This window comes from Microbispora sp. H10885 (genome assembly GCF_014161415.1).
GTDB lineage: Bacteria > Actinomycetota > Actinomycetes > Streptosporangiales > Streptosporangiaceae > Microbispora > Microbispora triticiradicis.
Genome location: NZ_JABBWY010000010.1, coordinates 317,456 through 331,173, shown reverse-complemented (window position 1 = coordinate 331,173; position 13,718 = coordinate 317,456). Strand labels below are relative to the sequence as shown.

The 13,718-nt window shown below is 71.4% G+C and carries 12 protein-coding genes and 1 riboswitch; all 12 genes read right to left on the bottom strand.

The annotated features are described in order from the left end of the window. Positions 1–39 precede the first annotated feature (39 nt). Entirely contained in the window at positions 40–2,865 is a 2,826-nt protein-coding gene (gene gcvP, locus HHX37_RS27000; protein ID WP_182887239.1) for an aminomethyl-transferring glycine dehydrogenase, read from the bottom strand. A gap of 180 nt (positions 2,866–3,045) precedes the next feature. Beyond that, positions 3,046–3,138: riboswitch (glycine riboswitch) on the bottom strand. A 45-nt stretch (positions 3,139–3,183) separates the two neighbouring features. Then, entirely contained in the window at positions 3,184–3,801 is a 618-nt protein-coding gene (locus HHX37_RS26995) for a MerR family transcriptional regulator (protein ID WP_262367358.1), read from the bottom strand. A 155-nt stretch (positions 3,802–3,956) separates the two neighbouring features. Continuing rightward, positions 3,957–4,427, bottom strand: coding sequence for a bifunctional nuclease family protein (locus HHX37_RS26990; RefSeq protein WP_111698626.1), 471 nt, complete (start codon positions 4,425–4,427; stop codon positions 3,957–3,959). A gap of 98 nt (positions 4,428–4,525) precedes the next feature. Next, positions 4,526–5,182: a MerR family transcriptional regulator gene (locus HHX37_RS26985; protein WP_111698629.1), complete on the bottom strand. Its 657-nt coding sequence runs from the start codon at positions 5,180–5,182 to the stop codon at positions 4,526–4,528. Between the two features lie 19 nt (positions 5,183–5,201). Next, on the bottom strand, positions 5,202–5,705 hold the full coding sequence (locus HHX37_RS26980) for an FHA domain-containing protein (protein ID WP_111698632.1): 504 nt from the start codon (positions 5,703–5,705) through the stop codon (positions 5,202–5,204). A gap of 246 nt (positions 5,706–5,951) precedes the next feature. After that, on the bottom strand, positions 5,952–8,456 hold the full coding sequence (locus HHX37_RS26975) for a mannose-1-phosphate guanyltransferase (RefSeq protein ID WP_182887238.1): 2,505 nt from the start codon (positions 8,454–8,456) through the stop codon (positions 5,952–5,954). 3 nt (positions 8,457–8,459) lie between these two features. Next, positions 8,460–9,026, bottom strand: coding sequence for a CDP-alcohol phosphatidyltransferase family protein (locus tag HHX37_RS26970; protein ID WP_244301880.1), 567 nt, complete (start codon positions 9,024–9,026; stop codon positions 8,460–8,462). Positions 9,027–9,036: 10 nt separating this feature from the next. Then, positions 9,037–11,211: a peptidase domain-containing ABC transporter gene (locus tag HHX37_RS26965; protein ID WP_182887237.1), complete on the bottom strand. Its 2,175-nt coding sequence runs from the start codon at positions 11,209–11,211 to the stop codon at positions 9,037–9,039. Further along, positions 11,208–11,384, bottom strand: a complete 177-nt coding sequence (locus HHX37_RS26960; protein ID WP_182881069.1) for a hypothetical protein — start codon at positions 11,382–11,384, stop codon at positions 11,208–11,210. The genes HHX37_RS26965 and HHX37_RS26960 overlap by 4 nt, the downstream gene beginning before the upstream one ends. Then, positions 11,381–12,352 carry a TIGR04500 family putative peptide maturation system protein gene (locus tag HHX37_RS26955; protein WP_182887236.1) on the bottom strand — a complete coding sequence of 324 codons (972 nt, stop codon included), beginning with the start codon at positions 12,350–12,352 and terminating at the stop codon, positions 11,381–11,383. The genes HHX37_RS26960 and HHX37_RS26955 overlap by 4 nt, the downstream gene beginning before the upstream one ends. Then, entirely contained in the window at positions 12,333–13,349 is a 1,017-nt protein-coding gene (locus HHX37_RS26950; RefSeq protein WP_182887235.1) for an MvdC/MvdD family ATP grasp protein, read from the bottom strand. Before HHX37_RS26950 ends, HHX37_RS26955 begins: the two co-directional genes overlap by 20 nt. 82 nt (positions 13,350–13,431) lie before the next feature. Further along, positions 13,432–13,584: a putative ATP-grasp target RiPP gene (locus tag HHX37_RS26945; protein ID WP_111698653.1), complete on the bottom strand. Its 153-nt coding sequence runs from the start codon at positions 13,582–13,584 to the stop codon at positions 13,432–13,434. Positions 13,585–13,718: the final 134 nt, after the last annotated feature.

Here is a 13,718-nt window from a genome sequence, read left to right as displayed (position 1 = left end):
CGAGCCCGGCCTCCGGGCGGGGCCGACATGCGCAACCGGTCAGTCCTCGTACGCCTCCATGGGCGGGCAGGAGCAGACGAGGTTGCGGTCGCCGTACGCCTGGTCGATGCGGCGCACCGGCGGCCAGTACTTGTCGTCGCGCAGGCCGGGCACCGGGTAGGCGGCGACGGCCCGCGAGTAGGGGTGGGCCCACTCGTCGGCGGTGAGGCACTCGGCCGTGTGCGGCGCGTTGCGCAGCGGGTTGTCGGCCTTGTCGTACTCGCCCGATGCCACCTTGGCGATCTCGTCCCGGATGGCGATCATCGCGTCGGCGAAGCGGTCGAGTTCGGCCAGGTCCTCGCTCTCGGTCGGCTCGATCATGAGGGTCCCGGCGACGGGGAACGACATCGTGGGCGCGTGGAAGCCGTAGTCGATCAGCCGCTTGGCCACGTCGTCCACCGTGACGCCGGTCTCCTTGGTGATCTGGCGCAGGTCGACGATGCACTCGTGCGCGACCAGGCCGTCCCGGCCGGTGTAGAGGACCGGGTAGTGCGGCGCGAGGCGCCGGGCCAGGTAGTTGGCCGACAGGATCGCCTGCTCGGTGGCCTGCCGGAGGCCGTCGCCGCCCATCATGCGGACGTACGCCCAGGAGATCGGCAGGATGCCCGCCGAGCCGTACGGCGCGGCCGACACGTGCGCGGGCAGGTGCTCCGCGAGGTGGGCCTTGACCGCGACCGGGCCGACACCGGGCCCGCCGCCGCCGTGCGGGATGCAGAAGGTCTTGTGCAGGTTCAGGTGCGAGACGTCCGCGCCGAACTCCCCCAGCCGGGCCAGGCCGACCAGCGCGTTGAGGTTGGCCCCGTCCACGTAGACCTGCCCGCCGGCCTCGTGGACCCGCTCGCAGATCTCGACGATCGTCTCCTCGTACACGCCGTGGGTGGACGGGTACGTCACCATGATCGCGGCGAGCGCGTCGCGGTGCTTCTCGATCTTCGCGGCGAGGTCGCCCAGGTCGACGTTGCCGCTCTCGTCGCAGGCCACCACGACCACCCGCATGCCGGCCATGACGGCGCTGGCGGCGTTGGTGCCGTGGGCGGACGACGGGATGAGGCAGACGTCGCGGCCGTCCTCGCCCCGGGAGCGGTGGTAGGACCTGATCGCCAGCAGCCCGGCGAACTCGCCCTGCGACCCGGCGTTCGGCTGGATCGACACCCGGTCGTAGCCGGTGACCTCGGCCAGCCAGTCCTCCAGCGTCGCGATCAGCTCGGCGTACCCCTCGGCCTGCTCCGCCGGCGCGAACGGGTGGATCGCGGCGAACTCCGGCCAGGTGACCGGCTCCATCTCGGTGGTCGCGTTGAGCTTCATCGTGCAGGAGCCCAGCGGGATCATCGAGCGGTCGAGCGCGACGTCCTTGTCCTGCAGCCGCCGCAGGTAACGGAGCATGGCCGTCTCGGACCGGTGGGAGTGGAAGACCGGGTGGGTGAGGAAGCCGGAGGTCCGCTGCAGGTCCGCGGGGATCGCGTCGGAGGTCGCCCGGTCGAGGTCCTCGACCACGATCCCCGGCACGCCGAAGGCCTCCCAGACGGCCCGCAGGTGGCCGACGACGGTCTTCTCGTCGCAGGCCACGCCGACGTGGTCGGCGTCCGCCAGGCGGAGGTTGACGCCCCGCTCGGCGGCGGCGGCCACGACGTGCTCCGCCCGGCCCGGCACGCGGGCGAGCACGGTGTCGAAGAATTCGTCGTGGACGATCTCCACGCCCCCCTCGCGCAGCCCGGCGGCGAGGACGGCCGCGTGGCGGTGCGCCCGCTGGGCGATCCGCCGGAGGCCGTCGGGGCCGTGGTAGACGGCGTACATCGAGGCCATGACCGCGAGCAGGACCTGCGCGGTGCAGATGTTGCTGGTGGCCTTCTCCCGCCGGATGTGCTGCTCGCGGGTCTGCAGGGCCAGCCGGTAGGCCGTACGGCCGTCGGCGTCCACCGAGACGCCGACCAGGCGGCCGGGCATCTGCCGCTGCAGGCCCTCACGGACCGCCATGTACGCCGCGTGGGGGCCGCCGTAGCCCAGCGGGACGCCGAAGCGCTGGGAGGAGCCGACGGCGATGTCGGCGCCCTGCTCGCCGGGGGGCTCCAGCAGGGTCAGCGCCAGCAGGTCGGCCGACGCGACGAGCAGCGCGCCGGCGGCGTGCGCCCGCTCGGCCAGCGCCCGGAAGGACGCCACGCGGCCGCTCGCGCCCGGATACTGGACGAGGACCCCGAAGCACTCGGGCAGGTCGCCCGCGAGGTCCGACTCCACCAGCGTGATGCCGAGCGGCTCGGCGCGGGTCGCCAGCACGGCCTTGGTCTGCGGCAGCGCGTCCGCGTCGACCACGAAGACGTCCGCCTTGACCTTGCTCGCGCGCCGGGCCAGCGTCATCGCCTCGGCCGCGGCGGTCGCCTCGTCCAGCAGGGACGCGCCGGCGACGTCGAGGCCGGTGAGGTCCGACACGACCGTCTGGAAGTTCAGCAGGGCCTCCAGCCGCCCCTGCGAGATCTCCGGCTGGTACGGCGTGTACGCGGTGTACCAGCCCGGGTTCTCCAGCACGTTGCGGAGGACGACCCCCGGAGTGATCGTGTCGTGGTACCCCAGGCCGATCATCGGGGTCAGCACCCGGTTGCGGGCCGCGAGCGCGCGGAGTTCGGCCAGCGCCTCGGCCTCCCCCGCCGCCTCCGGCAGGTTCAGCGGGCCCCGCGTGCGGATCGCCTCGGGAACGGCCACGGCGAGCAGGTCGGCCGTCGACTCGTAGCCGACGACCTCCAGCATGCGGGCACGGCCGGCGTCCGAAGGACCGATGTGACGGGTCGCGAAGGGCGGGGCGGAAAGATCCTGAAGCGTCGAGCGGTCGGTCATGACAGGGGCCTCCTGGGCGGGTCGAGACCTGCGGCGGCCGCCTCGCGCCCGTGGGCGCGACCGGCCGTGATGCGGTCTCCCCCTCTGTCATCGGACCTGAGAGCTTCACCGGGCCGCCCGGCCCGGCTTTCCCCTTCGGTGAGGCGCCGCCTGGCGGGCGGGCCTGCTTTTCAGAGTCGCCTCGTCCGTGCGGTACGGATGCCTGAGAGTTTCCGGGGAGGTTTGCTCCTTCGGCGCCCCTGCAACTTCAGGGGTCTCTCCCGCACGAGGTCGTCGGCCGTGTCCATTCTACCCGGTTACTTCCTCTGTACCCGTTTCTCAGCCGATCTTACGGGCCTTCCTGCGGCGGGCCAGCTCGTCGGCCGGATGATCCCCCTCCGCATCCGGAGCGGACTCCGCGCGCTCACCGGGCAGTTCCGCCAGGGACCCCTCCACCTCGCGCCAGACCCGCCCGAGCGCGATGCCGAACACGCCCTGGCCGCCCTGCAGCAGGTCGATCACCTCGTCGGCGCTGGTGCACTCGTAGACGCTCACGCCATCGCTCATCAGGGTGATCTGGGCCAGGTCGTTGACGCCCCGGTCGCGCAGGTGCCGTACGGCGGTGCGGATCTGCTGGAGCGAGACCCCCGTGTCGAGGAGACGTTTGACGACCTTCAGGACGAGGATGTCGCGGAAGCTGTAGAGTCGCTGCGACCCGGACCCCTGAGCTGCTCTTATGGTCGGGAGCACCAGTTCGGTCCGGGCCCAGTAGTCGAGCTGCCGGTAGGTGATCCCGGCCGCCGCGCACGCCGTCGGGCCACGGTAACCGATGTTCTCGGGCAGCGCCGTCGGCTGCTCGTCGAACAGCAGGCCTTGTTCGCCGGCGCGCTCGCGCGCCTCCCGCCGAACCGGGTCGTGCTGGCCGGCCGACCTACCCTCGCCGCTGCTGACCGCCACTGCGGACCTCCGGCTTTCTCTCATCCCACGGTCTGATCTGGGGGTTCGTGAATTACAACCGTGGTTTCCCTTGCACCGTAGGACCGGGGCCATCGTCAGTCAACGACCCCGTCCGGCGCGTCGTGAAGCGTAATTTCCCGAAATGGTGCGGCACGTCAGCCCGCTCGCCCGAAGTCTTCCGGTGTGATTTTGTCCAGGAACTCGCGGAACTTCTCCACTTCGTCTTCCTGGTCGTCGGGCATGCTCACGCCCGCCTCCTGGATCACGTCCTCACTCGCGTAGATCGTCGCCCCCGTGCGCAACGCCAGCGCGATCGAGTCCGAAGGGCGGGCGCTCACCTCCACGCCGTTCGAGAACACCAGGTCGGCGAAGAAGATCCCATCGCGGAGCGCGACGATGTTGACGGTGCGCAACCGCACCCCCAACGCCTCAAGCACATCGCGGAACAAGTCGTGGGTGAGCGGCCTCGGCGGGGGTTCCTCCGCCTGGGCCAGCGCGATGGCGGTCGCCTCGGTCATGCCTATCCAGATCGGCAGGTACCGATCACCGCTCGCCTCCTTCAGGAGCACGATCGGCTGGTTTGTGGGCATCTCAACGCGAACCCCCACGACCTCCATCTGCAACACGGGCGGCTCCGTCTCAAGCGTCGCGGCATATCACCAGGCATTCAACGTAACACCCACCAGGGAGCGGATGTGCCGGTCACCGCCCCATCAGCACCCCATTACCGTCCCAGAACGCCGCGAACACTGCCACGCAGCAACGCATTGTGCAGTTCCTGGAGAAGACCGGACATCTCGCGAGCGGTCTCGTCGGCCTCCGCGATCGCCCCCGGCGCCTTCCGGCGCAGCACGGGCGCCACCGCCTGCTCGATCAGGCCGGTCTCCCGCTCCACCAGCGCCCGCACCGCCCTGAGGTGCCGCGCTCGCAGGCCGAACCGCGACAGGGCCCCCACGCTGCGCGCGATCTCCAGCGCCTCGCCGTCGTAGCGGCGCGCGACCGCCGCGACCAGGCCGAAGCTCTCCATCTCGGCCAGGGTCTCCTCGTCGATGCCCGCGGCCTCGATGAGCTCCTCCCTGCTGAGACGCACCGCCGGCGGGCCGTCCGAGACGCTCTGCGGGCGCGCGGCCTGCCCGTCCAGCTGATCCTTGATCACCCGGAGCGGCAGGTACTGGTCACGCTGCGCCCGCAGGATGTACCGCAGGCGCTCCACGTCGTTGTAGGTGAACTTGCGGTAGCCCGAGGGGCTCCGCTGGGGCTCGATCAGCCCCTCACCCTCCAGGAAACGGATCTTGGAGACGGTCACGTCGGGGAACTCGGCCTGCAGCAGGCCGAGGACCTCCCCGATGCTCATGAACGCCCGTACGGCCTGTGCGCTCATGACAGCTCCTCCTCACCGATCACAGCCCTCCAGGACCACGCGTGAGGAACACCAGCCGGAACTTGCCGATCTGCACCTCGTCGCCGCCCTGCAAGGGGGACTCCTCGATGCGTTCCCGGTTGACGTAGGTGCCGTTCAGGCTGCCCACGTCGCGGACCGTGAACTGGCCGCCGCGGCGGTAGAACTCGACATGCCTCCTGGACACGGTTACATCGTCCAGGAAAATGTCGCTTTCCGGGTGGCGACCCGCCGTAGTGAGATCGCTGTCGAGCAGAAAACGGCTGCCCGCGTTCGGGCCGCGCATGACCACCAGGAGAGCCGTGCCTGGCGGCATCTGCTCGATCGCCGACCGATCCGGCAGCAGCGTCTGGCCCGTCTCCGCCTCCAGCGCCTCCAGGGAGATCGTCGAGGTGGTATCGGCTGCGACGGGCGCCGGAGCGCTCAGCGGCGAACCGCATCGTGAACAGAAACGGGCATCCTCGGGGTTGGCATGACCGCACTGCGTGCAGTAGACGCTGGGCATCGAACGGCTCGGCCTCTCTCACGACTCTCACGACTTGCTCGGGACTGGCTCACTGCTGGGGACTGCTCAACTGCTCGGGTCCGGCTCGAACTGCGAATGCCGCAACTTACGCTGATCAGGCACATAGGTCAAGAAGCGCGGCCGGGCGTGGACTGACCAACGCTACAGCCCACGGAGGTTCAAGGTCCATCCCGACACATGCATCCCCAGCATCCCATCCTGATCACGAAAGAGGGAGACGGGGGGTCAGCAGGAGCCGGCGGCCTGCTCGACCACGTGGGCCCAGCGTTCCAGGAGGGCCTGCGCGCCGTCCACGTCGTGCCCCTCGGCCCACAGGTGGGTGACGGCCTCGGCGGGGTCGGGCAGCACGAGCGCCCAGCTTCCGTCCTCCTCCACGACGCGGACGCCGTCGGTGGTGTCCAGGCGGTGGCCCTCGGCGGCCTCGACGACCGAGCGCATCACGGCCCCCTTGTGCGCCCACGGCGTCGGCACGGTCCGCTTCAGCAGCCGGGCCTCGGGGATGCGGGCGTCGATCTGGCTGAGCGACAGCCGGGTGCGCGCGACCAGGCCGAGCAGGCGCAGGAACACGGCCAGGCCGTCCAGGGTCGGCCCGAACTCCGGGACGATGAAGCCGCCCCGCCCGTCGCCCGCGAAGATCGTGTCAGGGTGCCGGGCCGCCCGGGTCAGCGTGTCGAGGCTGGTAGCCGTCCAGTCGACCTGCACACCGTGGAAGCGGCACACCATCTCCGCCACCCTGGTCGTGGTCACCGGCAGCGCCACCCGGCCGCCGCGGCGCTCGGCCGCGACCAGGTCGAGCACGACGAGCAGCGCCCGCTCCTCACTGATGAGCTGGCCCATCTCGTCCACCAGCGAGACCCGCTCCCCCACCGGGTCGAACCGTACGCCGAAGGCGGCCCGCGCGGAGGCGACCAGGTCCGCCAGGCGCTGCAGGTCGCGGCGGCGCTCGGCGAGGGTCTCGGTGGGCGAGGCGTCGTCGAGGCGGTTGTTCACGGTCAGCACGTCGACCCCGGCCCGGCCGAGCAGGCTGGGCAGCACGAGCGAGGACGTGCCCCCGGCGCAGTCGACCACGACCTTCATCTCGGCGTCCTTCACGCCGTACATGTCGACGCAGGCCAGCAGTTCCCTGGCGTAGGTGTCGACGGCCCTGGCCGGGAACGTCAGCTCGGCGATCTCGCCGGGGAAGGCCCGGCGGTACTCCTGCCGGGTGAAGACCCGCTCCAGCTTGCGCTGCGCCGCCTGCGACAGGTCCGAGCCCGTCTCGTCCATGAACACGATGTCCACGCTCTGCGGGTCGCCCGCGGTCGTGCGCAGGAAGATGCCGCCCCTGACGTTCTCCCGGGAGGTGTTGAACCGGGCCACCGGCAGGGCGGCGGCCTCCAGGTCGACGACGTTGATCGCGCTGGAGTTCAGCGCGCTGATCACCGCGCGCTTCAGCGCCCGCGCCGCGCGTGAGGCGTCGCGGGCGGTGACCACCGTGTCGCCCTTCTTCAGGGTCGTGGCGTACGCGCTGGCCAGCCGTACGCACAGCTCGGGGGTGATCTCCACGTTGACCAGGCCGGAGACGCCCCGGGGGCCGAACAGGCTGCGCTGGCCGCGCGACTCCCAGATCACGCTGGTGTTGACGACCGTGCCGGCCTCGATCGTCTTGAACGGGTAGATCTTCACCCCGGAGGAGACGTACGCCTCGGCCTCGATGACGCACTCGTCGCCGACGACGGCGTTCTCCTCGATCCGGGCGCCGGTCATGACGTCGGTGTTCTTGCCGATCACGCAGCCGCGCAGGTGCGCGGCGGGGCCGACGTACACGTTGTCGCTGACCACCGCGCGGTGCAGGAAGGCGCCCTCCTTGACCACCGCGTTGCTGCCGAGCACGGTGTACTCCCGCAGCTCGGCCCCGGCCTCGACCTTGGCGTAGTCGCCGATGTAGAGGGGCCCCTTGAGCACCGCCTCGGGGTCGACGGAGGCGCCCTCGGCGGCCCACACGCCCGGGGCCAGCTCGAAGGCGTCGAAGTCGACCTTGACCTTGCCCTCCAGCACGTCGGCCTGCGCCTTGAGGTAGCTCTCGTGGGTGCCGACGTCCTCCCAGTAGCCCTCGGCGACGTAGCCGAACAGCCGGCAGCCCCGCTCCAGCAGGCGGGGGAAGATGTCGGACGACCAGTCGACCGGCTGGCCGGGGGCGATCTCGTCGAGGACCGACGGCTCCATGATGTAGACGCCGGTGTTGACCGTGTCGGAGAACACCTGCCCCCAGGTCGGCTTCTCCAGGAAGCGCTGGATGCGGCCGTGCTCGTCGACGATGATGATCCCGAACTCCAGCGGGTTGGGCACGCGCTTGAGCCCGATCGTGACCAGCGCCCGGTTCTCCCGGTGGAAGCGGAGCATGTCGGTCAGGTCGATGTCGGTGAGCGCGTCGCCCGAGATCACCAGGAACCGGTCCTCGCGGAGCTTGTCGGCGGCGTTCTTCACGCTGCCCGCCGTGCCGAGGGGGACGTCCTCCGTGGCGTAGTGGAGGGTCACGCCGAGCTCGTCGCCGTCACCGAAGTAGTTGCGGATGAGCGCGGCCAGGAACTGCACCGTCACCACGACCTCGGTGTACCCGTGCCGCCTGAGCAGCCGCAGCACGTGCTCCATGATCGGCCGGTTGATGATGGGCAGCAGGGGCTTGGGCTGGTTGGCGGTCATCGGCCGCAGCCGTGTCCCCTCCCCGCCCGCCATGACGACGGCCTTCACGGGTCACCCCTTCGTTAGCTGGCGCACCTGTACGACATACAACACCCCCGCCCACCAATACAGACCAGTTCCCCAGATGGCGAAGGCCCATCCGAAGATCGCACTAATCTCGGCGTACCAGCCCTCGTGGGAGGCGAGGAACAGCAGCGGGAACGCGTACATGAGGGCGGCGGTGCCGGCCTTGCCGAGGAAGTGGACGGGCAGGGCGGGGCCGTATCCGTGCCGCCGCAGGACGGGCGGCATCCACAGCAGCAGGATGTCGCGCAGCGGCACCGCGAGCGCCAGCCACCAGGGGATGACGCCCCGGATGACCAGGCCGACCAGCGTGGCGAGGATGTAGAGCCGGTCCGCGAGCGGGTCGATCAGGCGGCCGAGCCTGCTGATCTGGTTCCACGCGCGGGCGAGCTTGCCGTCGAGCCAGTCGCTGAACCCCGCGAGCATCAGCAGCGCGACGGCCCATCCGTCGGCCCGGGGCCCCAGCACGAGCCAGAGGAAGACGGGGACGCCGAGCAGCCGCAGGGCGCTCAGCAGGTTGGGAACCGTCCAGATCCGGTCCTCGGCAGCGTTCACGCCCCAGACCCTACATGCCGGGATCCCGGCCGTTCCGCGGAGCTGCGGCCGCGGCGGAGGCCGTCTGCGCGGCGACGAGCCGGGTGTAGCGCCCGCCCATGGCCAGCAGCTCCTCGTGGGTGCCCCGCTCCACCACCGTGCCCCGCTCGACGACCAGGATCAGGTCGGCGTCCCGCACCGTGCTCAGCCGGTGCGCGATCACGATGCGGGTCTGCGTCAGGCGGGACAGCCGCGCCTCGATGCCGGCCTCGGTCGCGCTGTCGAGGTTGCTGGTCGCCTCGTCCAGCAGCAGCACCCTGGGGCGGGGCAGCAGCGCGCGGGCCAGGGCGAGGCGCTGGCGCTGTCCACCCGACAGGCCGCCGCCCTCGACCAGGATCGTCTCGTAGCCCATCGGCATCGCCATGATCTCGTCGTGCAGGCCCGCGATCCGGGCCGCGTCGGCGATCCGGTCAAGGCCGGCCTCGGGGAGGTTGAGCGCGATGTTCTCCCGGATCGTCCCGGTGAACAGCGACGGGTCCTGGGTGACCACGCCGAACTGGCGGCGCAGCGACCGCGGGTTGAGCTCGGCCGCGGGGACGCCGTCGTACCGGATCTCCCCGGCCGCCGGCTGGTACAGGGCGAGCAGCAGGCGGGCGAGCGTGCTCTTGCCCGACCCCGAGGGACCGACCAGCGCGACCTTCTGCCCCGGCCGCACGACCAGTGAGACGTCGCGCAGCGTCCACGGGCCGCGCGGGTCGTGGCGGAAGCACACCCCGCGCAGCTCGATGCCGCCGCGCAGCCGCAGCACCTCGATCCCCGTGGACGGCTCGGGCTCGGAGGCGAGGATGTCCGACAGCCGGTCGAAGTGCGCCCCGGCCTGCTGAAGGCTGCGCAGGCTGGTCATCAGCGAACCGATCGGGGTGAGCGCGGCGGTGGCCAGGGCGTTCAGCGCGAGCAGCGTCCCGAGGCTCATCGACCCGTCGAGCACCCGCCACGCGCCCACCCACAGCAGCCCCAGCGGCGCGAGAAGGCGCACCGCCCCGAGCGCCGCCTCGACGAGCCCCCGGACGAGCCCTCCCCGCACGTCGGCGTCGAGCTGCCGGGCGAACAGGTCCGACCAGCGCTGCATCGCCCGCGGCTCGGCCCCGGACGCCTTGAGCGTCTCGATGCCCCCGACGGCCTCCATCAGCCGGCCCTGCGTGACGGCGAGGGCGGCCAGCTCGCGTCTGGTCAGCTCGCCCACCCGGCGGGCGGTGCCGAGCAGGAGGGCGGCCTGCCCTGCCGCGAGCAACGCGAGGAAGGCGCCGAAGACCGGGTCTCGGGCGAAGACGAGCAGCAGGTAGACCAGGGCGAGCGGCCCGTCGAGCAACGACGAGAGAATCTGCCCGGTCAGCGTCTCGCGCAGGGCGATGACGCTGTTCGCCCGGTTCACCAGGTCTCCCTTGCCGCGCACCGCGAAGTACCGGTACGGCAGTGCGACAAGGTGCGACACCAGATTCCGCGTCACCTCGCCGTCGGTGCGCGAGCGGAGCGCGACGAGCAGCACCGAACGCAGGTAGCCCACCGCGAACTGGGTGACCACGGCGGCCAGCACGGCCACGCCGAGGAGGGCGAGAAGCCCGGAGTCCCCGCGCGGGAGGATCCGGTCGACGACGACCTGGAACGCCGTCGCGAGCCCCAGGCCGAGCACCTGGAGCAGCACCGAGGCCGCGAGCACCTGGGTGAGCAGGCCCTTCCTGCGGAACACCAGGGCGCGCAGGAAGTCGCGCCGCCACGCCCGCGCCGCGCCGGACCGCACGCGGCGGAACCCCGGCTCCGGCTCGAACGCCAGCAGCACGCCGGTGAACCCGGCGTCGAACTCGGCGGGCGTGAGCCGCCTGCGTCCCTGGGCGGGGTCCACGATGTCCACGTGGTCGGGGGTCCACCGCTCCACCACCACGAAGTGCTGGAACTCCCAGTGGACGATCGCGGGCATGGGCACCCGCCCGAGGTCGGCCGGCTCCAGCGAGAACGCCCTGGCCTTGAGGCCGAACTCCCGCGCGGCGCGGACGACGGCCAGCGCGCTCAGGCCGTCCCTGCCCACCTGGAGGTGGTCGGTGACCTCCTGCACGGTGGTGCGGTGGCCGTGGAAGGACAGGATCACGGCCAGGCAGGCCGCGCCGCACTCCGTCGCCGAGTTCTGCAGGAAGACCGGGACCCGTCTCACCCGCCACCCCTCAGGACCAGAGCGGTGAGAACGGCCAGCCCCGAGGTGAGCACCGCGACCGCGCACCAGAGCAGGACGAGGGCACGGCCGCCGACCTCCTTGACGGCGGCCGTGGCGGACGGCGGGGCGGCATGGCGGCGCAGCGCCTCGGCGCGGAAGATCCGTCCGCTCACCGCGTGCCGGTCCGCGCCGTGGTTCCCCAGAACCATTCGATCTTCGCGGCCCGGCGGCGTTCGTCGATCCACAGGTCGAAGACCCGCCGTTCGACGCGGCGGCGCGTGTCCGCGTCGAGCTCGGCGCCGACCACGGAGATCACCTTGAGCAGGACGTCCGGGGCGGGCGAGACGACGTCGCCGGGGCGGGCGGTGCCTATCTCGGCCGCGGGCACGTCCTCGACGACCAGCCGGGCGCCGCGCGTCCGCTCCGCCAGCGCGAAGAAGCCGGCGCCGGCGTCGATCTCGGCCGCCGCCCGCCGGGCCGCCTCGGAGCCGGGAAAGGTGAGGCGGGCGACCCGGGCCGTGCCGAACTCCTCCCGGTGCTCCTCGAAGTACGGCTCGACCCGTCCGGCCGTCACCCGCTCGCGGACGCGGGCGGCGGCCACCTCCCCCGCGACCAGCTCCTGGAGGTCCACCACGGTGAGGGAGCGGCGGTCCATCCACTCACGTGTCCGTTCCGCGGTGAGCAGTCCCCGGGCGCGCCGGAACGCGTCCACCGCCTCCTGGATCTCGTGGTCGGAGAGCTCCACCGGCGCCTCCTCCAGCTCCGCCTGGACGAGGGCGGCGGCGACGACCCGGTCCACCAGCCGGGTCTCGTCCCACAGGAAGTCGAGCCAGGCGACCGCGTCGACCACCTTGACCCCGACTCCGTCGATCCGCAGCAGCAGCATCTCGCCGGCCCGCTGCACGCCCCGCAGGGGCCAGGGCAGGGCGCGGTCGGGGCACCAGGACAGCGACACCGTCCCCTCCCCCGGCCGTTTGATCAGAAGGTCGTAGTGGAGCGAGTCGTCGTAGTCCTCCCGCTGCCACAGCAGCCGGAAGCGCACGCCGGGATGGCGCTCCCGCAGCTCACTCAGGCGTTCCTGGGCCTCGGACGGGTCGAGACCGTCCAGGCCGCGGAGGGTTTCAAGGGCGTCCGGCAACATGCGCGGTCTCCTCTCCGACCGTGCCGTACATCAACAGATCACACAGCGCCGCGCCGATCGGCAGGCCCGTGGCCTTCTCGATCCAGAGCCACTGGCCACTGGGGTTGACTTCGAGGAAGACGTAACGCCCGTCGGGGGTGAGGATGAGATCGATCGCTCCGTAGCGCAGGCCGAGCCGCCGCACGATCCGCAGGCAGCGCTCGGCCACCTCCGGCGGCAGCTCGTGCACCTCGTGGCGGGTGCCGCCCGGGTCGTAGCGGCGCCAGTCGAGCCTCGTGTGATTGCTCTCCTGCGAGTGGATCTCCGCCGCGAAGACGGCCCGCCCCACGACGGTCACCCGCAGTTCGACCCGCTTGGGCACGTACTCCTGGACGACCACCGGGCCGAACCTGATCGCGTCCGCGTACGTCACATCCCGGGTGGACACCGGTTCCGACATCCGGGCCACGCCCTCCCCGTCGGCGCGGGAGCCGGCGGGAACGCCCAGGGGCTTGGTGATGACGCGGCCCTGGTGCCGGTTGTAGAAGTCCAGGAACTCGTCGGGGTCGTTGGTGATCAGCGTGTCCGGCAGCTCGAATCCGAGGCGACCGGCCAGGGCCAGCTGTGACGACTTGCGCTGGGCCAGCCTCACCCGTTCCCTGGGCGCGGGGATCATGCGGCAGTCGAGCTGCTCCCACAGGTCCCCGGCGAACACCGCGCACTCCTGCTCCATGTGGGCACGTGCCACCGGGTCGGCGATCTCGGGATGCGCGACGGGAGCCTGGGGACGGCGGAACCACAACGCCGTCAGACGGTCGAGATCGACGTCCGCCTTCTCCGTGCGCAGCCGCCGCCGCACCCGCCCGTCACGGTGGTAGACCGCGTCGAGCACCGCGCGGACCGGATAGCCGGCCGGGTCGAAGACGACCGCTTCCACCCCCCGCGCGGCAAGCAGACGGGCCACGTGCTCCGCATGGGAGTCTCCGTCGATCGTGAGGATGAGTATTTCGCCGGACATCTTTCGCTCTTCCTGGTCTGGCTTCCCGATCGGGCGCGGGGCGCCGGAAGGGCGCCCCGCGCGGTCACTCGGAAGCGGTCGCTCAGAAGTCGAGGTCCTTGGCGTCGACGGTGCCGTCCGGGGTCATGACCTGGCTCGACCACTCGAACTTCCGGCCGCCGTTGACGAGGCGGAGGTCTCCCTCGTCGAGCTCCGGCCCGGCCGCCGCGATGTCGTCAATTCTGATCTTGGACATTGTGATCCCTCCCGCCGCCCGGGGACGGCGCGTTCTCCGATGTGACGGCGCCCGATCGGGCGCCGGACACAGACGTTAGGAGGGCCTTCTCGATGCCCGCTTCGCACGACCTTGGGAACGGCTAAACGGTCGCT

Bases quoted from the DNA above. Each gene is read 5' to 3' on its own strand.
- gcvP (WP_182887239.1), bottom strand. From the start codon at position 2,865: ATGACCGACCGCTCGACGCTTCAGGATCTTTCCGCCCCGCCCTTCGCG.
- HHX37_RS26985 (WP_111698629.1), bottom strand. From the start codon at position 5,182: ATGAGCGCACAGGCCGTACGGGCGTTCATGAGCATCGGGGAGGTCCTC.
- HHX37_RS26980 (WP_111698632.1), bottom strand. From the start codon at position 5,705: ATGCCCAGCGTCTACTGCACGCAGTGCGGTCATGCCAACCCCGAGGAT.
- HHX37_RS26955 (WP_182887236.1), bottom strand. From the start codon at position 12,352: ATGTTGCCGGACGCCCTTGAAACCCTCCGCGGCCTGGACGGTCTCGAC.
- HHX37_RS26950 (WP_182887235.1), bottom strand. From the start codon at position 13,349: ATGTCCGGCGAAATACTCATCCTCACGATCGACGGAGACTCCCATGCG.
- HHX37_RS26945 (WP_111698653.1), bottom strand. From the start codon at position 13,584: ATGTCCAAGATCAGAATTGACGACATCGCGGCGGCCGGGCCGGAGCTC.